The organism is Bacteroides sp. 3_2_5, from assembly GCF_000159855.2.
Taxonomy (GTDB): Bacteria; Bacteroidota; Bacteroidia; order Bacteroidales; family Bacteroidaceae; genus Bacteroides; species Bacteroides fragilis.
Genome location: NZ_JH636044.1, coordinates 3,078,348 through 3,102,701, shown reverse-complemented (window position 1 = coordinate 3,102,701; position 24,354 = coordinate 3,078,348). Strand labels below are relative to the sequence as shown.

The 24,354-nt window shown below is 40.0% G+C and carries 22 protein-coding genes; 19 read left to right on the top strand and 3 right to left on the bottom strand.

Annotated features, from left to right (window positions below; genetic code table 11):
• Window positions 1-119: 119 nt before the first annotated feature.
• The 10 genes from BSHG_RS05460 (at window position 120) to galE (ending at window position 9,101) form a co-directional block, all read left to right on the top strand.
• Entirely contained in the window at window positions 120-1,553 is a 1,434-nt protein-coding gene (locus BSHG_RS05460; RefSeq protein ID WP_005788166.1) for a DUF3078 domain-containing protein, read from the top strand.
• 128 nt (window positions 1,554-1,681) lie between these two features.
• On the top strand, window positions 1,682-2,086 hold the full coding sequence (locus tag BSHG_RS05465; RefSeq protein WP_005788164.1) for a hypothetical protein: 405 nt from the start codon (window positions 1,682-1,684) through the stop codon (window positions 2,084-2,086).
• Between the two features lie 250 nt (window positions 2,087-2,336).
• Window positions 2,337-2,756, top strand: coding sequence for a SoxR reducing system RseC family protein (locus BSHG_RS05470; protein WP_008660517.1), 420 nt, complete (start codon window positions 2,337-2,339; stop codon window positions 2,754-2,756).
• Between the two features lie 5 nt (window positions 2,757-2,761).
• Complete coding sequence (locus BSHG_RS05475; protein WP_005788160.1) at window positions 2,762-3,634, top strand: Fe-S cluster domain-containing protein; 873 nt, start codon at window positions 2,762-2,764, stop codon at window positions 3,632-3,634.
• A gap of 36 nt (window positions 3,635-3,670) precedes the next feature.
• Window positions 3,671-5,008: an electron transport complex subunit RsxC gene (rsxC, locus tag BSHG_RS05480; RefSeq protein WP_005788158.1), complete on the top strand. Its 1,338-nt coding sequence runs from the start codon at window positions 3,671-3,673 to the stop codon at window positions 5,006-5,008.
• A gap of 5 nt (window positions 5,009-5,013) precedes the next feature.
• Window positions 5,014-6,006: an RnfABCDGE type electron transport complex subunit D gene (locus tag BSHG_RS05485; protein ID WP_005788156.1), complete on the top strand. Its 993-nt coding sequence runs from the start codon at window positions 5,014-5,016 to the stop codon at window positions 6,004-6,006.
• A complete protein-coding gene (locus BSHG_RS05490; RefSeq protein WP_005788154.1) occupies window positions 6,003-6,671 on the top strand; it encodes an RnfABCDGE type electron transport complex subunit G in 669 nt (222 codons plus the stop codon). Before BSHG_RS05485 ends, BSHG_RS05490 begins: the two co-directional genes overlap by 4 nt.
• Window positions 6,672-6,688: 17 nt before the next feature.
• On the top strand, window positions 6,689-7,276 hold the full coding sequence (rsxE, locus tag BSHG_RS05495; protein WP_005788152.1) for an electron transport complex subunit RsxE: 588 nt from the start codon (window positions 6,689-6,691) through the stop codon (window positions 7,274-7,276).
• Window positions 7,277-7,289: 13 nt separating this feature from the next.
• On the top strand, window positions 7,290-7,862 hold the full coding sequence (gene rsxA, locus BSHG_RS05500) for an electron transport complex subunit RsxA (RefSeq protein ID WP_005778198.1): 573 nt from the start codon (window positions 7,290-7,292) through the stop codon (window positions 7,860-7,862).
• A 204-nt stretch (window positions 7,863-8,066) separates the two neighbouring features.
• Complete coding sequence (gene galE / locus BSHG_RS05505; RefSeq protein WP_005788150.1) at window positions 8,067-9,101, top strand: UDP-glucose 4-epimerase GalE; 1,035 nt, start codon at window positions 8,067-8,069, stop codon at window positions 9,099-9,101.
• A gap of 325 nt (window positions 9,102-9,426) precedes the next feature.
• Here galE and BSHG_RS05510 read toward each other — a convergent pair whose 3' ends face one another.
• From BSHG_RS05510 to ispE, 3 genes are all read right to left on the bottom strand, one after another.
• Complete coding sequence (locus tag BSHG_RS05510; RefSeq protein WP_005793427.1) at window positions 9,427-10,686, bottom strand: DUF4934 domain-containing protein; 1,260 nt, start codon at window positions 10,684-10,686, stop codon at window positions 9,427-9,429.
• Between the two features lie 133 nt (window positions 10,687-10,819).
• Entirely contained in the window at window positions 10,820-12,064 is a 1,245-nt protein-coding gene (locus BSHG_RS05515; protein ID WP_005788145.1) for a DUF4934 domain-containing protein, read from the bottom strand.
• Between the two features lie 22 nt (window positions 12,065-12,086).
• Complete coding sequence (gene ispE, locus BSHG_RS05520) at window positions 12,087-12,911, bottom strand: 4-(cytidine 5'-diphospho)-2-C-methyl-D-erythritol kinase (RefSeq protein WP_005788143.1); 825 nt, start codon at window positions 12,909-12,911, stop codon at window positions 12,087-12,089.
• Between the two features lie 177 nt (window positions 12,912-13,088).
• Between ispE and dnaB the strand changes: the two genes are divergently transcribed.
• From dnaB to BSHG_RS05565, 9 genes are all read left to right on the top strand, one after another.
• Complete coding sequence (gene dnaB, locus BSHG_RS05525) at window positions 13,089-14,636, top strand: replicative DNA helicase (RefSeq protein WP_005788141.1); 1,548 nt, start codon at window positions 13,089-13,091, stop codon at window positions 14,634-14,636.
• A 29-nt stretch (window positions 14,637-14,665) separates the two neighbouring features.
• Window positions 14,666-14,995 carry an L-rhamnose mutarotase gene (locus BSHG_RS05530; RefSeq protein WP_005788139.1) on the top strand — a complete coding sequence of 110 codons (330 nt, stop codon included), beginning with the start codon at window positions 14,666-14,668 and terminating at the stop codon, window positions 14,993-14,995.
• Between the two features lie 4 nt (window positions 14,996-14,999).
• A complete protein-coding gene (locus BSHG_RS05535) occupies window positions 15,000-17,849 on the top strand; it encodes a bifunctional fucokinase/fucose-1-phosphate guanylyltransferase (RefSeq protein ID WP_008660504.1) in 2,850 nt (949 codons plus the stop codon).
• 1,141 nt (window positions 17,850-18,990) lie between these two features.
• The gene (upeY, locus tag BSHG_RS05540) at window positions 18,991-19,509 is read left to right on the top strand and encodes a capsular polysaccharide transcription antiterminator UpeY (protein ID WP_005778177.1); all 519 of its coding nucleotides are present in this window, start codon (window positions 18,991-18,993) and stop codon (window positions 19,507-19,509) included.
• Window positions 19,510-19,544: 35 nt separating this feature from the next.
• On the top strand, window positions 19,545-20,015 hold the full coding sequence (locus tag BSHG_RS05545; RefSeq protein WP_005793437.1) for a UpxZ family transcription anti-terminator antagonist: 471 nt from the start codon (window positions 19,545-19,547) through the stop codon (window positions 20,013-20,015).
• 23 nt (window positions 20,016-20,038) lie between these two features.
• The gene (rfbA, locus tag BSHG_RS05550; RefSeq protein ID WP_008660497.1) at window positions 20,039-20,926 is read left to right on the top strand and encodes a glucose-1-phosphate thymidylyltransferase RfbA; all 888 of its coding nucleotides are present in this window, start codon (window positions 20,039-20,041) and stop codon (window positions 20,924-20,926) included.
• 13 nt (window positions 20,927-20,939) lie between these two features.
• Entirely contained in the window at window positions 20,940-21,518 is a 579-nt protein-coding gene (gene rfbC, locus BSHG_RS05555; RefSeq protein WP_008660496.1) for a dTDP-4-dehydrorhamnose 3,5-epimerase, read from the top strand.
• A gap of 123 nt (window positions 21,519-21,641) precedes the next feature.
• The gene (locus tag BSHG_RS05560; RefSeq protein WP_008660494.1) at window positions 21,642-22,676 is read left to right on the top strand and encodes an N-acetylneuraminate synthase family protein; all 1,035 of its coding nucleotides are present in this window, start codon (window positions 21,642-21,644) and stop codon (window positions 22,674-22,676) included.
• A gap of 11 nt (window positions 22,677-22,687) precedes the next feature.
• The gene (locus BSHG_RS05565; RefSeq protein ID WP_008660492.1) at window positions 22,688-24,289 is read left to right on the top strand and encodes a cytidylyltransferase domain-containing protein; all 1,602 of its coding nucleotides are present in this window, start codon (window positions 22,688-22,690) and stop codon (window positions 24,287-24,289) included.
• The last annotated feature ends 65 nt before the right edge of the window (window positions 24,290-24,354 follow it).

Genomic DNA, 24,354 nt, shown 5'->3' with positions numbered 1-24,354 from the left:
CCAATAAAACAGCTGAATTGTTGTATAGATTCATTTGATAGGTTATTCCTATTAAAATCGAGCAAATTTTATGTAATCTAAACTATTTAATGTAAATTTGCCCCAAATTTGTTATAAAAATGAAGACTAGTCACATCTCAACATTAGCATTTGCGATCCTGTTTTCTTCGTCAGTGATGGCGCAGAAGACGAACAAACCGGTTTCTGAAACAGTGCAGAGTGAAGTGAAAGCAGATACACTTTCCGAGACGCTTCAACAGTACCTTGTCCTGAAACTGAATCTGGATGGTCCGAAGCCTAAGATAGATACGGTGTCCATCTTATATAATAAGTATATAGGAGAGTTGGAATATCTTAATGATCCTTCTGTACCCATGCGTTATATTAAGACGGATCCGGATTACTACCGACTGTTTGTACCGCTGACTTATTATAACTCTCCCATCGCGGAATATTCTACCATGCACTGGAAGTTTAAGGAACCTTTTGTTACTCCCTCTCTTTCTTCGCAATTATTGCCGCCGTATGACACATTGCAGTTTTCTAAAGCTGAGAGAGCTTCCCGGCTGGTGAATGTTGCTTTGATGGATCTATATCTGAATCATCCTAATTTAGTCGTTAATACCGAAGATCATATCATGAGCCGTAAGTTGTATCATGGCGATAAGAAGATTGAAGTCCCGAAAACAGAAGTGAAAAGCCTGTTCCGTGCGGATAAGGTGGAAGATAATGTGGGTGAAGCGGAAATGGTGATCTCCAAGCCCAATTGGTGGGTGACAGGAGGTAACGGTTCGCTTCAGATTACCCAGAACTATATTTCGGACAACTGGTACAAGGGAGGTGAGAGCAATAATGCCGTAATGGCCAATCTGCAGTTGTTCGCTAACTACAATGACCGTGAAAAAGTACAGTTTGAAAATCTGTTCGAAGCTAAATTAGGATTCAATTCTTCTCCGTCAGACGAATATCATAAATACCTGGTTAATACCGACCAGTTGCGTTTGTATTCTAAATTAGGTATTCAGGCTGCCAATAATTGGTACTATACTATTACAGGAGAGTTTAAAACCCAGTTCGTAAAGGGATATAAGGCTAACAGTGAAGAGTTGGTAGCTGCTTTCCTTGCTCCTGCAGATGTGATAGTCAGTGTCGGTATGGACTATAAGTTGAAAAAGAAAAAATTCAATCTTTCTGTATTCATGTCTCCGTTGACTTATAACCTTCGTTATATAGGTAACAAAAACGTGGACGAAACCAAGTTTGGATTGGATAAAGGCAAATGCTCGAAGAATGACTTCGGTGCACAGGTTCAACCTACTATTTCATGGACTATTATTCCGTCTATTGTAGTCGATTCCCGTTTGAACTATCTGACGAACTATAAATGGGTGCGTGTAGAGTGGGAGAATACTTTCAACTTCGTATTGAACCGTTATCTTTCTACCAAACTATTTGTACATGCACGCTTTGACGACAGTGCGAAGCCGACTACTGGCAGCAGTTATTTCCAGCTGAAGGAGTTGCTAAGTTTTGGTCTGAATTATAAATGGTAATCGGGAATAATTGACATAATGTAAATATATGAAATAGGGGCCGACTGGAATCTTCAGTCGGCTCTCTTCTTTCCGGTGAGGTTAATTCTCCCCGTGGTAAGTAAGTTCTAATTCAAAAAGAGGATATTATGATTAAACAAGACTATCTGATACGGATGATTCAGGAAATCATTTCGTTAATTGTAAATGCGATATTGAATAAAAAGAAGTTCCGTAAGGATGAATGGACTGAATATGATTGCCTGACGAGACAGATTTTAGGAGTTTCTCAAGAGGAATTGTTAAGTATGAGCCTAGATGAAATGATTGACTGTTATGAAGGAGATCCTAATAGAATGGGGAAGATAGAATTGGCGGCCGTGACTTTATTGAAAGTTTCGGACGAGGTGGAATCTGATATTTTGCAAAAGTCCAAATTACGTCAGGATGGGCTTTCCTTGCTAAAATATGTTCAGAAAGAAAGCAGTACCTTTTCAATTCAGCGGACGAATTTGATTCGGATGATTGAGATTAATGAATCTCTTAAAATGTAGAAGGGGAAATAAACAGAAAGTGATAAAAGAATTGGTTTTTGTTTCTAATTTCTTTAAAAATATCAGAAGATGATAACATTTTCTTAGTAAAGCAGGTGAAAAGCCTGCTTTTTCTGTATCCATACCCGATTGATAGAGCAAAAATTACTTTAAAAAGACTTCATATTGCACTATAAAAAACATTCAAATACTTCGTAATTTTCAAACTTATGCTTAAATTTGCCGCAATTTGTAATGTGCAGTTTGCAAAATGACTAATATAATAACTCATCAAGGTATTGTGGAAAACATAAGTGGTTCTCAGGTTTTTGTGAGGATCATCCAGACATCGGCTTGCTCGACTTGCAGTGTCAAGGGACATTGCTCTTCGGCAGATAGCAAGGAGAAGGTAATTGAAGTTACCGATACTTCGTCTGCATGGAAGATAGGGGACGAGGTGACGATTATTGGTGCCACCTCCATGGGCATGCAAGCGGTTCTTCTGGCTTTTCTCATTCCTCTCTTTCTTTTAATCTTTGGCCTTTTCATTTTCAAGACAGTTCTTCATAGTGAACTATATGGAGCATTTGCTGCTTTGGCGGTGCTTATTTCTTATTATTATATAATATGGTTGAACAGAACTCGGTTGAAACAAAAATTTTCTTTTACTATAAAACCAATAAATAACTAAAAATTATGAATTTGATTCTGATTGCAGTGATTTCTTTGGGAGCTATTGCGCTTGTATTGGCTGCAGTATTGTATGTTGCTTCTAAGAAATTTGCCGTGTACGAAGACCCACGAATTGCCCAGGTATCCGAAGTGTTGCCTCAGGCTAACTGCGGTGGATGTGGTTATCCGGGTTGCAGCGGATTTGCCGATGCTTGCGTCAAAGCCGGTTCGCTGGAAGGTAAGTTTTGTCCGGTGGGTGGACAGCCTGTGATGTCTCAGGTTGCCTCTATTCTCGGATTGGACGCCGGAACTGCAGAACCGATGGTTGCAGTGGTTAGATGTAACGGAACCTGCACGAACCGTCCGCGTACAAATATGTATGACGGTGCAAAGAGCTGTGCTATTGCTGCTTCGCTTTATGGCGGAGAGACCGGCTGTAGCTATGGATGTTTGGGATGTGGCGACTGTGTGGCTGCCTGCCAGTTCGATGCTATTCACATGAATCCGGAAACAGGACTTCCTGAGGTGGATGAAGAAAAGTGTACGGCTTGCGGAGCTTGTGTAAAAGCCTGTCCGAAAGCGATAATCGAGCTTCGTGCCAAAGGTAAGAAATCGCGTCGTGTATATGTATCTTGTGTCAACAAAGACAAAGGGGCTGTTGCACGCAAAGCCTGTACGGTAAGTTGCATCGGTTGTGGTAAGTGTGTCAAAACTTGTCCGTTCGAGGCAATTACACTTGAAAACAATCTCGCTTACATCGATTACAATAAATGTAAGTCTTGTCGCAAGTGCGTTGAAGTTTGTCCGCAGCACACTATCATCGAGTTGAATTTCCCTCCTCGTAAACCTAAAGAGGAAACGCCTGTTGCCGAAGCTGCCAAAACTGCCGAAGCTTAAAAAAACGAGTAATAAACAGATAAAATACAGAATTGTATGTTGAAGACATTTTCAATTGGTGGTGTTCATCCACACGAAAATAAACTCTCAGCACATCAACCTATTGTTACGGCAGAGGTTCCGGCAAAAGCTGTGATACTGCTGGGGCAGCATATCGGTGCGCCTGCTAAGCCTATTGTGGCAAAAGGTGATGTGGTGAAGGTGGGCACTAAAATAGCCGAAGCTAATGGCTTTGTTTCGGCAGCCATTCACTCTTCTGTCAGTGGTAAAGTCGCTAAGATTGACTCTATTGTCGATGCGAGCGGTTATGCTAAACCTGCTATTTTTATTGATGTAGACGGGGATGAATGGGAAGAGTCTATCGATCGTAGTCCTGAATTGGTAAAAGAGTGTGAATTGACTTCGGAAGAGATTGTGAAGAAGATAGCAGATGCAGGCATTGTTGGTTTGGGAGGAGCTTGTTTCCCAACTCAAGTCAAACTTTGTCCGCCTCCTTCATTTAAAGCAGAATGCGTGATTATCAACGCTGTAGAGTGTGAACCTTACTTGACAGCCGACCATCAACTGATGTTGGAACATGCCGAGGAGGTAATGGTAGGGGTGGCTATTCTGATGAAGGCGGTGAAAGTCAATAAGGCTTTTATAGGTATCGAAAACAATAAACCCGATGCTATCCAACTGATGACGAAAGTCGCATCCAGTTATGCCGGTATTGAAGTTGTTCCTTTGAAAGTGAAATATCCTCAAGGGGGTGAGAAGCAGTTAATCGATGCTATTACGAAGCGCCAGGTTGCAAGCGGCGCATTACCTATCTCTACAGGAGCAGTTGTGCAGAATGTAGGTACTGCATTTGCCGTATATCAAGCTGTACAGAAAAATAAGCCTTTGTTTGAGCGTGTCATTACGGTGACCGGTAAGTCTGTTGCCCAGCCTTCTAACTTTTTGGCGCGTATTGGTACTCCGATGCAGCAGTTGATCGATGCCTGTGGCGGTTTGCCGGAGGATACCGGAAAAATAATTGGCGGTGGTCCGATGATGGGTAAAGCATTGGTTAATACTGATGTGCCCACTGCTAAAGGAAGTTCTGGTATTTTGATTATGAACCGGAAAGAGGCAAAACGCGGAGAAGTACAGAACTGCATTCGTTGTGCAAAGTGTGTGAGTGCCTGCCCGATGGGACTGGAGCCGTATCTGCTTTCCGCTTTGGCTGAGAACACAGAATTTGAAAGAATGGAATCAGAAAGAATCATGGATTGTATCGAGTGTGGCTCTTGCCAGTTCACTTGTCCTGCCAATCGTCCGTTACTCGACTACTGTCGTCTGGGTAAGGGGAAAGTAGGAGCTATGATTCGTGCACGTCAAGCTAAAAAATAATAAGTATGGAAAATAAATTAATTGTATCATTATCGCCTCACGTTCATGGTGGAGACAGCGTACAAAAGAATATGTACGGTGTGCTGATTGCGCTGATTCCTGCCTTTATCGTTTCGCTCGTATATTTCGGACTGGGTGCACTGATTGTCACAGCTACTTCTGTGATAGCCTGTTTGTTTTTTGAATGGGCAATCGGTAAGTTCTTGCTGAAGAAAGAAACCACTACTATTTGTGACGGTTCTGCTGTCATCACGGGAGTGTTGCTGGCGTTCAATCTACCGTCTAACTTACCTGTATGGATTATTATTTTAGGTGCTTTGTTTGCTATTGGTGTCGGTAAGATGTCATTTGGCGGCTTGGGGAACAATCCGTTTAACCCGGCACTGGCAGGGCGTGTGTTTCTGTTATTGTCATTCCCGGTACAGATGACTTCCTGGCCGGTGGTCGGTCAGTTAACTGCTTATACCGATGCTACTACTGCCGCCACTCCTTTGGCATTGATGAAACAGGCTATTCATGGGGATGTCTCGGCTTTTGGTCAACTGCCCGATGCTTGGAGTCTGTTTATTGGTAACAATGGTGGATGTCTGGGTGAAGTGAGTGCTGCTGCCCTGATTTTGGGTCTTCTTTATATGTTATGGAAGAGAATCATTACATGGCATATCCCTGTATCCATTCTGGTTACTGTATTTGTATTTTCCGGTATCATGCATCTGGCAAATCCCGAAGCTTATGTTTCTCCGGTGATCCAGTTGCTTTCGGGAGGTCTGATGCTGGGTGCTATCTTTATGGCAACAGACTATGTCACCTCTCCGATGAGTAAAAAAGGTATGTTGATTTATGGTGTCTGCATCGGTTTGCTGACGGTTGTTATCCGTCTGTTTGGTGCATATCCGGAAGGTATGTCGTTTGCTATTCTGATTATGAATGCATTCACTCCGCTAATCAATACGTATTGCAAACCAAAACGCTTTGGGGAGGTAGCGAAGAAGAAATGAAAAAGTTAGAATCATCATTGAAAAATATGTTGCTGGTACTCACCGGAGTAACAGCTATCTCGGTAGCTTTGCTGGCTTATGTGAATGAGTTGACTAAAGGTCCCATTGCAGATGCGAATGCGAAGACATTGAATGAAGCTTTAAAAGAAGTTTTGCCCGAATTTACAAATAATCCGGTCGCAGAGTGTGATACCGTGTTTAGTGAGAAAGATGGCAAGAAGATTGTTGACTTTATCATTTATCCGGCTAAAAACGGAGATCAATGGGTAGGAACAGCAGTAGAAGCCAAGTCGATGGGATTTGGCGGAGAATTGAAAGTACTTGTTGGTTTTGATGCTGAAGGTAAAATTTACAACTATTCTTTGTTGTCACATGCCGAAACTCCGGGACTTGGTTCCAAGGCGGCCGACTGGTTCAAAGAAGGAAACAAAGGCAGCATTAAGGGAATGAATCCGGGTGAGCAACCGCTGACTGTAAGTAAAGACGGCGGACAGGTAGATGCCATTACTGCTTCTACTATCACTTCACGTGCATTTTTGAATGCTGTGAATGCTGCCTATGGTGCTTATAAAGGCGATGGCGGTGCTAATGGTACGACCGGTGCTTCGCAGAAAGCTGTGCAGAAGTCCGAAACTGCGATTGTCGATTCAGTAGTCATTAAATAAGAAAGGAGTATAAAGATATGAATAACTTTAAAGTATTAATGAATGGGATTGTTAAAGAGAATCCGACATTTGTGCTCCTGCTTGGTATGTGTCCTACACTCGGTACGACTTCCTCGGCCATTAATGGTATGGGCATGGGGCTTGCCACTATGTTTGTATTGATCTGTTCCAATGTAGTGATTTCATTGATAAAGAACCTGATTCCGGACATGGTGCGTATTCCGTCATTCATTGTAGTCATTGCATCTTTTGTGACTTTGCTTCAGATGGTAATGCAAGCATATGTACCCGGACTGTACGCTACATTGGGACTTTTTATTCCATTGATTGTTGTGAACTGCATTGTGTTGGGACGTGCAGAAGCATTTGCAGCCAAGAATAATGCACTTTCTTCTATGTTCGACGGAATCGGTATGGGATTGGGCTTTACAATTGCCCTTACATTGCTGGGAGCTGTTCGTGAGTTCCTGGGTACAGGCAAGGTATTCAACTTGTCAATCATTCCGGAAGAATACGGTATGCTTGTCTTTGTGCTTGCTCCGGGTGCGTTTATCGCATTGGGATATCTGATTGCGTTGATTAACAGCCTTAAGAAAGCGAATTAAAATATAAACGATTATGGAATATATATTGATATTTATCTCGGCAATCTTTGTTAATAACATTGTGTTGTCGCAATTTCTGGGAATCTGTCCTTTCTTGGGTGTTTCCAAGAAGGTGGATACTGCATTGGGTATGAGTGCAGCGGTAGCTTTCGTGCTTACCATTGCTACGATCGTAACGTTCCTGATCCAGAAGTTTGTACTCGATGCCTTCGGGTTGCAGTATTTGCAGACTATCACGTTTATCTTGGTTATCGCTGCATTGGTGCAGATGGTAGAAATTATTCTGAAGAAAGTTTCTCCCGCACTTTATCAGGCATTGGGCGTATTCCTTCCCTTGATTACAACGAATTGTTGTATCTTGGGTGTGGCAATTCTTGTTATCCAAAAAGATTATGACCTACTGACGGGTGTTGTATATGCATTCTCTACTGCTATTGGTTTCGGTCTGGCCCTGGTACTTTTCGCCGGACTCCGTGAGCAGATGAGTCTTGTGAAAATTCCCGAAGGAATGAAAGGTACTCCGATTGCTTTAATTACAGCCGGATTGCTGGCTATGGCATTTATGGGATTCTCCGGAGTTGTATAAATCCTGACGACAAACAACTGAAGGATGGAGCGGCGGATAGGCTACCGATGGGGTAGTTCTTCCGCCGCTTTTTCTGTTATTTTGTCTTAATCCCTGTTTGCGTTATGAAATAATATTCGTTTTTTGTGCATTTATCTAAATTAATTTTGTTACATTTGCAAACACTTTACAAGTAAACCGAAAAAACTAACCATTATACACGTTATGAAAGAAAGAATTTTAGTAACAGGCGGAACCGGATATATCGGCTCTCATACTGTGGTAGAGCTGCAAAACAGTGGATACGAAGTAATTATCATTGATAATTTATCTAATTCAAATGCTGATGTCGTAGATAATATCGAAAAGGTATCAGGTATTCGTCCTGTTTTCGAGAAACTGGATTGCTTGGATTTTGACGGTTTAGATGCCGTGTTCAATAAATATAAAGGTATTAAAGCGATTATCCACTTTGCGGCCAGCAAGGCAGTAGGTGAGTCTGTAGAAAAACCATTGCTTTATTATCGCAACAACCTCGTTTCTTTAATTAACTTGCTTGAATTAATGCCTAAACATGGTATTGAGGGCATTGTGTTCTCTTCTTCATGTACTGTATATGGTGAACCGGATGAATTGCCTGTAACAGAGAATGCTCCGATAAAGAAAGCTACTTCTCCTTATGGAAATACCAAACAGATTAATGAAGAGATTGTTAGAGATACAGTAGCTTCCGGTGCTCCGATTAATGCAATTTTACTGCGTTATTTTAATCCGATTGGTGCTCATCCGACAGCATTGTTAGGAGAACTTCCTAATGGCGTACCTCAAAATCTTATTCCGTATTTAACTCAGACTGCTATCGGGATTCGCGAAAAATTGAGTGTCTTCGGTGATGATTATGATACACCTGACGGTTCATGTATCCGTGACTTTATCAATGTAGTCGACCTTGCTAAAGCACACGTAATTGCTATTGCACGTATTCTTGAAAAGAAACAAAAAGATAAAGTTGAAACTTTCAATATCGGTACAGGACGTGGAGTTTCAGTTCTTGAACTGATCAACGGATTTGAGAAAGCTACCGGCGTAAAACTAAACTATCAGATTGTTGGACGTCGTGCCGGTGATATTGAAAAGGTATGGGCTAACCCTGATTATGCGAACAATGAATTGGGTTGGAAAGCTCAGGAAACTCTGGAAGATACACTGCGTTCTGCTTGGGCATGGCAGTTGAAACTTCGTGAAAGAGGTATCCAATAAATAAGAATATTGTTTTAATTAACATATAAGACATGAACAAATGTTTTTATACATTTGTTTATAGGATGCAAATCGGCCTGAAGCTGTTTATGTGTATGTGAATATCCATAATTAGTACTTATGCCTCCCCGGCATAGACAGGTAAGATTGCATAGTAGTTTTGTCGTGTTTTATTTTGTGTTTGTGTTGTGACAGTACTACGACGTGAGTCGTGGTACTGTTTTTTTTATTATAAACTTTATTTTATCTATGAGATTTTATTTTGTCTGACTATTGGATAGAAAAAACTCTCCTCTTTGAAGGAGTTCAAAGAGGAGAGTCGTTATTATTTTACCAATACTACTACCGGGTTGGATTCTTCATTCAAATTCTTCAGGACGCCTAGTTCTTTTTCTATTTTGACTTCCGGATGTTCCTCTAGCCAAGTAAGAATGTCAGCAGCTTGAACCAAAGAGGCACATTCACCTTTTTCATTAAGAAAGCTGGGAGTAAAAGGCATAAAATGGGTCAAGTCATCAACGAAATTATTTTCAGCTAAAGCTATATTAGTCACTTTTGTATTTTTGTCATAAATTCCATTGTACAAGATGTGTTTGTCTGTGTAAAGCCCTCTGATGAACTGGAAATAGAGTAACTTGTCATTCTCGATTGCATAGCTGATCATAATTCGGTCACTGTTATTGTCTGTAAGCGTACGTTCGGAAGCCGGCCAGTAATATTTACCGGTATTGAATATTATGTACTTTTCCAGCTGATTGTGTTTCAATGTGTAGATGGTGTCGGTAAATAATTCTTTGAATCGGATTTCGTCATTACACTTCCACAGTGCCGTATATCCGGGTACACAGATACTTTGTTTTCCGTTGTTATACTGTATTTGAATAATGCCTTCTAACAGTCCGAATCCCTTGCGTACCGAAATGTTATTGATGTCTCCAACCTGTCCTGTTCCTAATTCGGGAATGATATTCGGGATCGTATCTATGTAATTACCTTTATCAGAGAAATATAATACCGAACTGGGACATCTTTGTCCTAATCCTCCTACATAATGCCCTATAATAATGGAATCAGAGAATACAAACCCATTCATTCCGGGACGGTTTATTTGTATATTGCCCGTTGAAGTTTCCGGCGAAGGGATGGTGATGACTCCTGCGAAATTTCCTTTTTGGTTATATTTTACCAATTGGTTGGGATCGCGATTAAAATACAATAATTGGTTTTGGGGATTCAGATATCCGCAAGTACTGCTATAAGCTTCAGGATCGTCTCCTCTGTGCCCTACAGAACAAATAAACTTTCCGGTTTCTTTGTCAAACAGCAAACACTGTTTGCCGTTATAGACCATAATTTTATCATCCAGAAGTTTGATATTAGGAAAATCTCCGATCAGGCAGGAGTCCGTTGTTTCTAAAGGAATGTATCGGATTGTTTTCCCGAGATCAGATACTTTTAGTTCTGTCAATTTCTCCATTCCTCCGGCAATATCTATCAGATCGACTTCAGAGGTTTGCTGCGCTCCATTGCAGGAGGCTAACAATAGCATAGCAAAAATGCCGCATGATACAATTTGTCTCTTCATGTTTTTATCATTTAATCAGGTCGTAAAATACCTGTTGTTTGTTATGAAGGACAAATAAACTAAATATTTTAGTGATTAAACTATTATATGTAGTTAAATAACCAAAATATTTAGTTTGTTATTGTTTTATGATCTATTTCATTAAGATAACGACCGGATTGGATTCTTCATTTATTCCTTTGATGAAAGAGAACTTGCCATCTGGATTTACTTCCGGATGTTCTTCCATCCATTCCAGTATAGTGTTTGCCTGAACGAGATCTACATATTCATTGTCAGTATTACAATTCCGGGGATTTAATGGCATAAAATGATCGATATCGTTTACAAAATTCTGTCCTTTGGCTATTTGAGTTATTTGAGTATCTTTATTATATATACCGGTATACACTTCTCCTCGTTGTCTGAACTGGAAGATGATCAGAGTGGTACTTTCCATCACATAGTCGATCTTGACTCTTTCGTCATTTTCTTTTTGCTGATATCTTTCTTCTGCCGGATAATGATACTTGCCTGTATTGAAAATCAGATAAGGAGATAATTTATTTTCGGATAAAGTATAGATTGTATCCAGATATGCCTCTTTAAATCGTACTTTTCCGTTATGTTTCCATAGTGTTGAAAGCACTCGTGGTGATTCAATTGCGTCATCATTATTAAAGTATGCTGTCATCATACCATGAACTCCTATATTACCGTAAAGCTCCCGTGCTTTTTCACTTTTTAATATGTTTAATCGTACTACATTAGTGGTGACAGGTATAACCGGGAGTAAAGAAGGGATACTATCTATCACATTTCCTTGTTTGTCAAGAAGTAGGAAAGGAGATTTCTTTTCATTTCCTTGTATTGGCAGGAGACTCAATTGATGACTGACAATTAATGAATCTGTGAAAACAAAACAAGCGGGATTTCTTACTCCCAGGTTTGAGGCAACCTTGACGTCACCCAAGTAGTTGCCTTGCAGGTCGTATCGCATAAGAGTACCGTTCCATCCTATGAAATACAGTTCTCCTGTTATATCGTCAATCCAGAAGGTTGCTTCGCTGTATCCTCCCGGGTCATTACCTATATGACCGATAGAACGCAGAAATTTACCACTGTCTTTATCGAAAACCAAACATTGTTTGTTTGTATTTACAATAATGTTATTTTTGAAAACCTGTATATTAGGATTCTCGTTTACTAAACAACTGTCTGTAGTCTCCAATGCCACATAGTTGATCTCTTTGATAAAATCAGATGCTTTAAGTTCCGTCAGGCTCTCTATTTTTCCGGCAATATCGATCTGTCCCGGTGCTTTGGGCTGTTGGGATGGAGATCCGCAAGAGGCTAATAGAAACATGGCACAACTATACGTTATTAAGTAGTTTTTCATGGTATTATATTTTATGATCAGATTATTTCAATTCGGTTTGGAAACAGAATGCTGCTTCAAAATCCATTTTCGTTATTTTTTCTTCGGGAGAGAATAATCCGAAAACAGATGAACCGGAACCCGACATGGCGGCATATATGGCTCCTTTGCTGTACAATTCTTTTTTTATTTCTTCAATGACAGGGTATTGTGGAAAGACGCTTTTCTCAAAGTCATTGAACATGCAGTTTTTCCATTCGCTTACCGGATGTCTTATAATTTCTTTCAATGAATGATCCGGGTAGTGAGGTTGTATTTGTGAAAAGGCGTCTCGGGTCGAGACAAAGACATCCGGTTTTACAAGTACCAACTGATATCCTTTCAATGATAAATCGACTGGGGAAAAAATGTTGCCGATACCCTCTGCAAAGGTTGGTTTGTTTTTAATAAAAAAAGCGCAGTCAGCTCCTAATATGGCAGCATACTCTTCCAATTTTTCATCTGCCAGATGTAAATTGAATTTTTCGTTCAACAATTTTAGCATGAAAGCAGCATCTGCCGAGCCACCTCCCAAACCGGCACCCGAAGGAATATGTTTATATAGATAAATGTCTACCGGAGGTAATTGAAATTCCTGTTCCAGCAGCAGGTATGCCTTTACTACCAGGTTGGTTTCCGGCTCCCCGCTGATTTCCAGGCCGGATTGGTGCAGGACAAATTTTTGTTTCGAGTCATTTAATATTGTGATTTCAAGGGCATCCTCCAGAGGTATGGGATAAAATACAGTTTCCAGATTGTGGTATCCGTCCGGACGTTTCTCGGTAATGTTCAGTCCCAGATTTATTTTGGCATTCGGAAATGTAATCATGTCTTTGGGCTATTAGTGATTCGTGATTAATGATTAATGCTGTCTAATGGACGCAAAGTTAAATAAATAATTCAGATTTGATAATGGAAAATTGATAATAGAGAATTATCTTTGCCTACATTTTGTGGATGTGCGCAGCCATCCACTATTCATTTTCTATATTTCAATAAAATACAGATGGCCGAACAAAGAAGAAATACCCGCAGTACTGCTAAGTCTAAGGTGCAACCCGTAAATGATTACGGGCGTATCCAACCGCAAGCGCCGGAACTGGAAGAAGCCGTGCTCGGGGCCTTGATGATTGAAAAAGATGCCTATTCGCTGGTGAGTGAGATTCTCCGTCCGGAATCGTTTTACGAACATAGGCATCAATTGATTTATGCAGCTATTACCGATCTTGCCGTTAATCAAAAACCGGTAGATATTCTTACTGTGAAAGAGCAGCTCAGTAAGCGTGGTGAGCTGGAAGAAGTCGGAGGACCGTTTTATATTACTCAATTGAGCAGTAAAGTGGCATCTTCCGCCCATATTGAATATCATGCCCGTATTATTGCACAAAAATATTTGGCAAGAGAGCTCATTACTTTTACAAGTAACATACAGAGTAAGGCTTTTGACGAAACTCTCGATGTGGACGATCTTATGCAAGAGGCCGAAGGGAAACTCTTTGAGATTTCACAGCGGAACATGAAGAAGGACTATACGCAGATCAATCCGATTATTGCCGAGGCTTATGAACAGATTCAGAAAGCCGCCGCACGTACCGATGGTCTGAGCGGATTGGAGAGTGGATATACCAAACTGGATAAGATGACTTCCGGATGGCAGAAATCCGACTTGATAATTATTGCTGCCCGTCCGGCCATGGGTAAAACGGCTTTTGTACTTTCAATGGCTAAGAATATTGCCGTGAATTTCAGGAATCCGGTAGCCTTGTTTTCTCTTGAAATGAGTAACGTTCAGTTGGTCAATCGTCTGATCTCGAACGTTTGTGAAATTCCGAGTGAAAAAATCAAGAGCGGACAATTGGCAGCTTATGAATGGCAACAGCTCGATTATAAATTGAAGGATTTGCTGGATGCACCGCTTTATGTTGATGATACTCCCTCTCTGTCCGTATTTGAGCTTCGAACCAAGGCACGTCGATTGGTTCGTGAGCATGGAGTAAGAATTATCATCATTGACTACTTGCAGTTGATGAACGCCAGCGGTATGGCATTTGGCAGCCGTCAGGAAGAGGTTAGTACCATTTCACGTTCGCTGAAGGGGCTTGCCAAAGAGTTGAATATTCCGATTATAGCTCTGTCTCAGTTGAATCGTGGTGTCGAGAGTCGTGAAGGGCTTGAAGGAAAACGTCCTCAGTTGAGTGACCTTCGTGAATCCGGTGCAATCGAGCAGGATGCCGATATGGTGTGTTTCATTCACCGCCCCGAATATTACAAGATATTTCAGGATGATAAAGGAAACGATCTCCGTGGAATGGCCGAAATTATTATCGCTAAGCATCGTAATGGTGCGGTTGGCGATGTTCTGCTACGATTTAAAGGTGAGTATACCCGTTTCCAGAATCCGGATGACGATATGGTAATTCCGTTGCCTGATGCCGGGGCCATGCTTGGATCACGAATGAATAATACCGGAACAGTACCTCCGCCTCCTGCTGAATTTGCCCCTCAGAATAGTAATCCGTTCGGAGGTGGAAATGACGGACCTCTGCCTTTTTAAAAGAGATATTTATTTAATTTTATAATACCATGAAAAGATATTGCCAAACACTCGAATTATATAATGATTCGGAATTGATTCGTGCTTATGTCGCAGAACATCAGCATGTGTGGCCAGAAATTAAAGCCGGTATCCGTGAAGTCGGGATACTCGATATGCAGATTTATATCCACGAACATACACTCTTTATGATTGTCGATACGGTAGATGAATTCGATTGGATAAAAGATAACGAGCGCTTGGCTAAACTTCCCCGGCAGGCAGAATGGGAGGCTTATATGTCTCGCTTTCAGCGTTCATTGCCCGGACAAGCGTCACATGAGAAGTGGAAAATGATGGAACGTATATTTAAACTCTGACAATATGCAAAAACTACTATCTTTACCGCCCAATCTGGTTCAGTCTTTTCATGAACTGGAGAGGGTGAACCGTACCGATTGGTTTTGTACTTCCGACCCGGTAGGTAAGAAACTTGGTTCCGGTGGTGGAACATCCTGGTTGCTTGAAGAATGTTATAATGAATATTCAGATGGTGCTACTTTTGGAGAGTGGCTTGAAAAAGAAAAAAGAATTCTTCTTCATGCGGGTGGGCAAAGCCGTCGTTTACCCGGCTATGCACCTTCTGGAAAGATTCTCACTCCGGTTCCTGTGTTCCGGTGGGAGAGAGGGCAACATCTGGGACAAAATCTGCTTTCTCTGCAACTTCCCCTATATGAAAAAATCATGTCTTTGGCTCCGGATAAACTCCATACACTGATTGCGAGTGGTGATGTCTATATTCGTTCGGAGAAACCTTTGCAGAGTATTCCCGAAGCGGATGTGGTTTGTTATGGACTGTGGGTAGATCCGTCTCTGGCTACCCATCATGGCGTGTTTGCTTCCAATCGCAAACATCCCGAACAACTCGACTTTATGCTTCAGAAGCCTTCGTTGGCAGAATTGGAATCTTTATCGAAGACCCATTTGTTCCTGATGGACATCGGTATATGGCTTTTGAGTGACCGTGCCGTAGAAATCTTGATAAAACGTTCTCATAAAGAAAGCTCTGAAGAACTAAAGTATTATGATCTTTATTCCGATTTTGGATTAGCTTTGGGAACTCATCCCCGTATTGAAGACGAAGAGGTCAATACGCTATCCGTTGCTATTCTGCCTTTGCCGGGAGGAGAGTTCTATCATTACGGGACCAGTAAAGAACTGATATCTTCAACTCTTTCCGTACAGAATAAGGTTTACGATCAGCGTCGTATCATGCACCGTAAAGTAAAGCCCAATCCGGCTATGTTTGTCCAAAATGCTGTAGTGCGGATACCTCTTTGTGCCGAGAATGCTGATTTATGGATCGAGAACAGTCATATCGGACCAAAGTGGAAGATTGCTTCACGACATATTATTACCGGGGTTCCGGAAAATGACTGGTCATTGGCTGTGCCTGCCGGAGTGTGTGTAGATGTGGTTCCGATGGGTGATAAGGGCTTTGTTGCCCGTCCATACGGCCTGGACGATGTTTTCAAAGGAGATTTGAGAGATTCCAAAACAACCCTGACGGGTATTCCTTTTGGTGAATGGATGTCCAAACGCGGTTTGTCATATACAGATTTGAAAGGACGTACGGACGATTTACAGGCAGCTTCCGTATTCCCTATGGTTAATTCTGTAGAAGAGTTGGGATTGGTGTTGAGGTGGATGTTGTCCGAACCCGAACTGGAGGAAGGAAAGAATATCTGGTTACGTTCCGAACGTTTTTCTGCGGACGAAATTTCGGCAGGTGCCAATCTGAAGCGTTTGTATGCACAACGTGAAGAGTTCAGAAAAGGAAACTGGCAAGCATTGGCCGTTAATCATGAAAAAAGTGTTTTCTATCAACTTGATTTGGCCGATGCAGCTGAAGATTTTGTACGTCTTGGTTTGGATATGCCTGAATTATTGCCTGAGGATGCTCTGCAGATGTCACGCATCCATAACCGGATGTTGCGTGCGCGTATTTTGAAATTAGACGGGAAAGATTATCGTCCGGAAGAACAGGCTGCTTTTGATTTGCTTCGTGACGGCTTGCTGGACGGGATCAGTAATCGTAAGAGTACCCCAAAATTGGATGTATATTCCGATCAGATTGTTTGGGGACGTAGTCCCGTGCGCATCGATATGGCAGGTGGATGGACCGATACTCCTCCTTATTCACTTTATTCGGGAGGAAATGTGGTGAATCTGGCTATTGAGTTGAACGGACAACCTCCCTTACAGGTCTATGTGAAGCCGTGTAAAGATTTCCATATCGTCCTGCGTTCTATCGATATGGGTGCTATGGAAATAGTATCTACGTTTGATGAATTGCAAGATTATAAGAAGATCGGTTCACCTTTCTCTATTCCGAAAGCCGCTCTGTCATTGGCAGGCTTTGCACCTGCGTTTTCTGCTGTATCTTATGCTTCATTAGAAGAACAGCTTAAAGATTTCGGTGCAGGTATTGAAGTGACTTTATTGGCTGCTATTCCTGCCGGTTCCGGTTTGGGCACCAGTTCCATTCTGGCTTCTACCGTACTTGGTGCCATTAACGATTTCTGTGGTTTAGCCTGGGATAAAAATGAGATTTGTCAACGTACTCTTGTCCTTGAACAATTGCTGACTACCGGTGGTGGATGGCAGGATCAGTATGGAGGTGTGTTGCAGGGTGTGAAGCTTCTTCAGACCGAGGCCGGCTTTGCTCAAAGTCCATTGGTGCGTTGGCTACCCGATCATTTATTTACGCATCCTGAATACAAAGACTGTCACTTGCTTTATTATACCGGTATAACTCGTACGGCAAAAGGGATCTTGGCAGAAATAGTCAGTTCCATGTTCCTCAATTCATCGTTGCATCTCAATTTACTCTCGGAAATGAAGGCGCATGCATTGGATATGAATGAAGCTATACAGCGTGGAAGTTTTGTTGAGTTTGGCCGTTTGGTAGGAAAAACCTGGGAACAAAACAAAGCATTGGATAGCGGAACAAATCCTCCGGCTGTGGAGGCAATTATCGATCTGATAAAAGATTATACCTTGGGATATAAATTGCCGGGAGCCGGTGGTGGCGGGTACTTATATATGGTAGCGAAAGATCCGCAAGCTGCTGTTCGTATTCGTAAGATACTGACAGAAAACGCTCCGAATCCGCGGGCACGTTTTGTTGAAATGACGTTATCTGATAAGGGATTCCAAGTATCACGATCATAAAAATAGTATTGGTTGACGAGAGGTAAGGGTTTTATCTCTCGTCGACTTCTTTTTCCATTCCTCATTAAGTTTGCCTCTTCTGTTATTCTGATAGTAAAATAGAGATCCTGATATCTTTAAGTCTGCTTTTTTCTTGTTTTAAAAACCTTGTTGTCTTGAGAAAGTGATGAAATAGCAAATGATGGAGCAGTAACTTGCCTTTAATTCGTTTCTTCGTACGTGTACTCTTCATACGAAGTTAACTTCGTCTTTGCAAAACATTAACTTCTTGTGAAGAAGAAGTTAGTTATAAGAAAATACGAAGTTAACTTCGTATAGTTACGAAATTCATTTTCATTGAAAATCCTCCTACTTTTTGCCTAGCGGTTTCATTTATTGAACAAGAACTATAGAATTCTTTTCTGTAGCATAGGTCAATATGAATCATTCCTGAATGTTATTTTGGAGGTATAGGATGCCTTTTCCGTTGCTTACTGATTGAAATTAGTGCATGTTTATCGATCTTTTGACTGGTGATTTGATTTATTTGGTGGAGATATGATATTGGTGAAAATAGAATCCCGGTGTTTTTTATAACAACTTAGTCAGTGGTCCGTAAATAAGGGATTCCTGAGGCTACTCAAAATACAATGTGACAGAATGCTTTTGGGAGTATATAGTTTCTAAACCTTTATAGATAGAATAATGAAGAGTTTATCTTATTGTGTAATTTGTTTATAATCAGTATATTGTGTGGCAAATGCGAAAAGGATAAAAAGGGTGAATTCTTTTGTAATTAACTGATAATCAGTAGTGAATGTGTTTCAAAAGACGTTCGTTTAATAGCACAAAGGTATAAACTAAATTTTGATGTGCAAAATATTTTTAGATGAAAAACTAAATAGACTTCTTTATGTACTGATTATCAGATAATAATCTGGTAATAAAAACAGCTTTTTACTTATTTTGTATGTGGGCTTTTATCTCCATAATTGATGTTTCAAAAGACGAACGTTTTTTGAAACATCAATTGATCGAATCCGTTCGTTTCCACCTAAAATAAGTCATAAAAAATCTTGCAGTTTGGCTGAGAAAAAGAGTCTCACCCAACTGCGAAGCGTACCCGGACTTAAGTAAATCACTCAGGAATATATCCTTCTAAATGTCTCAACAACAAGAATATTGGTTTGCTGCCCGTACCCGTAAGGATCAGGAGCTTACTACTCGTGACGCATTAGAGAAAATAGGTGTCGAGTATTTTTTGCCGACCCAATTTGTCATTCGTCAATTGAAATATCGCCGGCGTCGTGTAGAAGTTCCTGTCATTCGTAATCTTATTTTTGTACATGCTACCAAAGAGTTTGCTTGTGCTATTGCCAATGAATACGGGGTGCGTCTTTTCTATATGCGTGATTTTGACACTAAGAGTATGCTTATTGTTCCCGATAAGCAGATGAAAGATTTTATGTTTGTCATGAATCTCGATCCTGCTGCTGTTATCCTCAACGATGATTGTTTCGCAGTTGGCACCAAAGTACAAGTCATCAAGGGAGATTTTTGTGGAGTTGAAGGTGAACTGGCCAGTCTTTCTAATCGTACTTATGTCACTATCCGAATTCGTGGCGTTTTATCTGCCAGTGTCAAGGTTCCTAAAAGCTACCTTCGCATTCTCGCACCGTAATCAGTAATATTTTATCATATAAAATGAATACTCTTATGACCCAGATTCATGAGCTGCAACATGTGGCTCACGAATTATTGTATTTGGGTGCTGACGGTTCTCCTATCTATACCGACAGTTTCCGTCAATTAAACACTGAAGTGCTTCAAAAATCTGATGCTTTGTTTGCTTTGAAAGGAGAAAATCCGGAAGAAGAAGCACGACTTTGCCTGGCTCTCTTGATGGGCTACAATGCAACAATCTATGATTATGGCGACAAGGAGTCTAAGAAACAGGTTATTCTGGATCGTTCCTTGCTAGTGTTAGAGTCTCTCCCGTCTTCTTTGCTCAAGTGTCAGCTTTTGACATATTGTTATGGAGAAGTTTTTGAAGAAGAGTTGGCAAAGGAAGCTCATGCAATTATAGATTACTGGGATAATAAAACTTTATCGATAGATGAACAGGAGACTGTAGATATGCTGAAGATGATAGAGGAAAATCAGTATCCGAATAGTTATATTGATTAATATTTGACCTGTAATCTATTATCATGAAAGGCATTGTTTTGGCCGGTGGTTCCGGCACTCGCTTATATCCGATCACCAAAGGAGTCAGCAAGCAGTTGCTTCCGATATTTGATAAGCCGATGATCTATTATCCTATCTCTGTACTCATGTTGGCAGGGATTCGTGAAATATTGATTATTTCCACTCCATACGATTTACCCGGCTTTCAACGTTTGCTGGGTGACGGCTCTGACTTTGGAGTACGTTTTGAGTACGCCGAACAACCTTCTCCCGACGGTTTGGCACAGGCATTTATCATTGGTGAGAAGTTTATAGGCGGTGATTCTGTATGTCTGGTTCTTGGCGATAATATCTTTTATGGGCAAAGTTTTACCCGTATGCTGCGTGAAGCAGTCCATACAGCCGAATCAGAGAACAAAGCCACTGTTTTTGGTTATTGGGTAAGCGATCCCGAACGCTATGGTGTAGCTGAGTTTGACGAGGCTGGGAATGTTCTCAGTATCGAAGAGAAACCTACTGTTCCTAAGTCCAATTATGCCGTTGTGGGTCTTTATTTCTATCCTAATAAAGTGGTGGAAGTAGCCAAGAGTATTCAGCCTTCCCCTCGTGGAGAATTGGAAATCACGACGGTCAATCAACGGTTCCTGTCCGATCGGGAACTGAAGGTCCAGCTTTTAGGGCGGGGTTTCGCCTGGTTGGATACAGGCACTCATGATTCTTTGTCCGAAGCAAGTACATTTATCGAGGTTATTGAAAAACGTCAGGGATTGAAAGTGGCCTGTTTGGAAGGCATAGCCCTGAGGCAGGGCTGGATTTCTCCTGAAGAGATGAAAGTATTGGCAGGTCCGATGCTGAAGAATCAATATGGGCAATATCTGTTGAAAGTTATCGATGAATTATCCATAAAGTAGAATTTTTATTCCAATGAATATAATAAAAACATCAATCGAAGGTCTTGTCATCCTTGAGCCCCGTCTGTTTCAGGATGACCGTGGCTACTTTTTTGAATCCTTCAATCAGGGGGAGTTCGAATCAAATGTATGTCAAACGACTTTTGTTCAGGACAATGAATCCAAATCGAGCTACGGTGTCATTCGCGGTCTCCATTTTCAGAAACCTCCTTTTGCCCAAAGCAAATTGGTACGGGTAATCAAGGGTGCAGTTCTTGATGTGGCTGTCGATATCCGCAAAGGTTCTCCCACATTTGGAAAACATGTTTCGGTTGAATTGACAGAAGACAATCACCGTCAGTTTTTTATTCCGCGTGGCTTCGCACATGGTTTTAGTGTGCTGAGCGAAGAGGTCATCTTCCAATACAAGTGTGATAATTTCTATCATCCGGAAGCTGAAGGGGCGATTGCCTGGAATGATCCGGATTTGAATATCGACTGGAGAGTTCCTACGAGAAAGGTCATTCTTTCTGATAAGGACACATCTCATAAGTGCTTAGGAGGAGTCTTGGATTTGTTTGATTATAAAAAAGAGATTGGATATTTGTTGTAATAAATAGCTGGGTTTTGATTTAGTTTGTGGTGTATTGATAAATGAATTAATGGGAATATAATTAAATTATTGATATTCAAATAGTCTTTTCGCAATTAAAAAACTTTTATAAATATTGAAATTATGAAACCATTTGTTATAGCTGAAATTGGTGTGAACTTTTATGATACGGCCAGAGAGAAGAATATATCTCCGTTGGAAGCAGCAAAACTTTATATATTGGAGGCATTTAAGGCGGGTGTCAGTGCTGTTAAATTTCAGTCATATAAAGCAGATACTATTGTGTCTAAAAACTCACCTGCATACTGGGACTTATCCAAAGAGCCAACAACAACTCAACATGCTTTATTTTCCAAGCACGATGGTTTTGATAAAGAAGATTATCAAGAACTTTGCAATTATTGTAAAGAAGTGGGGGTTGCTTTTTTATCAACTCCTTTTGACTTTAACTCTGCTGATTATTTGGAGAATATGGTGGATATTTATAAAATCTCTTCTTCAGATCTAACTAATATTCCATTTATACGTTATATCGCTCGTAAAGGTAAACCTATTTTTTTATCAGTAGGTGCATCTTATCTGTTTGAAATAGATGAAGTTGTAAGAGCTATAAAAGAAGAAGGTAATAATGACATCTGTATTTTGCATTGTGTATTATCGTATCCTACTAAAAATGAAGATGCGAATTTGAATGTAATTCAGACCTTGAAAAAAATATATCCAGATTTAAAGATTGGTTATAGTGATCACACGCTTCCGGATCCAACAATGACAGTATTGTCTACCGCTTATCTTCTAGGAGCGGATGTTATAGAGAAGCATTTCACTTTAGATAAAACATTGAAAGGGAATGATCATTATCATGCTGGAGATCCTTTAGATTTTAGAACAGCTATTGATAATTTTAATCTTATACAGACCATTCGTGGTATAGATGAGAAGACGGTGTTACCTTGTGAAATTATTCCGCGGAGAGAGGCTCGTAGGTCTATTGTGTTGACGCGTGATTTGAAAGCAGGTACAACATTGTCTATGGAACATTTAACATTTAAAAGACCTGGTACAGGAATTGCTCCAAAATACTTGGATATAGTTATTGGAAAGCAAGTTAAAAAAGATCTTTTGGAAGATACCGTATTAACATGGGATATGATTTAATTAAAAATAAGATGAAAATATTAGCAGTTATACCGGCTAGGGCAGGTTCGAAAGGAATACCTAATAAAAACATTCGTTTGATACATAATAAACCTCTTATTTATTATGCAATACAGAATGCACTAAACTCTCGCTATATAACAGATGTTGTTGTTTCTACAGACTCACCCGAGGTAGAGATTATCGCTTCTCAAATGAATGTTAATGTAAAAAAGAGAAATATTGCACTTTGTGGTGATTCTATAACTCTTGATTCCGTAGTAAATGATGTAGCCAGTGGATATGACTGTGATTATGTGGTAACGATGCAGCCTACTTCTCCCACATTAACAGCTACTACGTTGGATAATGCAATTGAATATACCATAAAGAATGAGCTTGACACATTAATATCTGTTGTCAATCACCCTCATTTATCTTGGGGAGATGAACAGGGAAAAAGAATTCCTAATTATTCAAAAAGATTGAATCGGCAATATTTACCTCCGTATTATTTGGAAACAGGAGCTTTTCTGATTTCTAAAGCTGAAGTTGTTACATCACATTCACGTATTGGAAAGAAAGTAGATGTTTATGTAATTCCTGAGGAGGAAGCCATAGATATTGATACTTTCTCTGATTTAATGGTTGCAGATGTTTTATTGCAGAAAAAGAAAGTTGCAATTTATGTTAATGGCAACAATAAAAGAGGATTAGGGCATATTTATCGTGCTTTGGAAATTGCAGATGAATTCTATACAAAGCCAGACATTTATTATGATATAAACCAAACTAATGTTAAAATGTTTGGATTTACAACTCATAATCTCATCGGGGTAAATGGTTTTGGAGAATTATTAAGTAAGCTCCAAGAAAAAGAATATAATTTATTGATAAATGATGTGCTAACAACATCAATTGATTATATGATTGCCATAAAAAAGACTTTACCTAATGCTAAGATTGTTAACTTTGAAGATGATGGAGAAGGAATATATAAGGCAGATCTAGTCTTTAATGCTTTGTATCAACAGTCTAATTTATCAAATGTAAAAGTCGGAGAGAAATATTATATTGTATCAAAATTGTTTATGTTTTATCATCCAATAGATATAAAAGAAAATGTGAGAACTATTTTTATTTCTTTTGGAGGAGCTGATCCTCAAAATTATTCAGATAGAATGTTAAATATCATATCTAATAAGAAAAAATACGAAAAATTACATTTTATTGTTGTTTTAGGACGTGCGAAAAATAATGTCGAAGCGTTGATGAATTATAATAAGTATGATAATATTGATGTATTATTTGATGTGAAAAATATGCCAGATTTGATGTCTAAATGTGATATAGGGATAACATCAAGAGGGCGTACTGGATATGAATTGGCTGTTTTGGGAATTCCTACAATAGCTATGGCCCAAAATGAAAGGGAAGAAAAACATGGATTCGTAAATAATGATAATGGATTTACATATTTAGGATTAAATCCAAGTGATTATATTATCGAATCTACTCTAGATATGTATATAAATCTAAGTGTTCAGGATAGAATGAAATATCAATATAAATTACTTAGTCATGATTTGAGAAATGGAAGAAGGCATGTTATGGGATTAATAAATGATTTGTAAGAAAGATCTTTTTGATAGGTCTTAAATTATATAAACTTATATTCTGGATATTTGATTTATTGAAC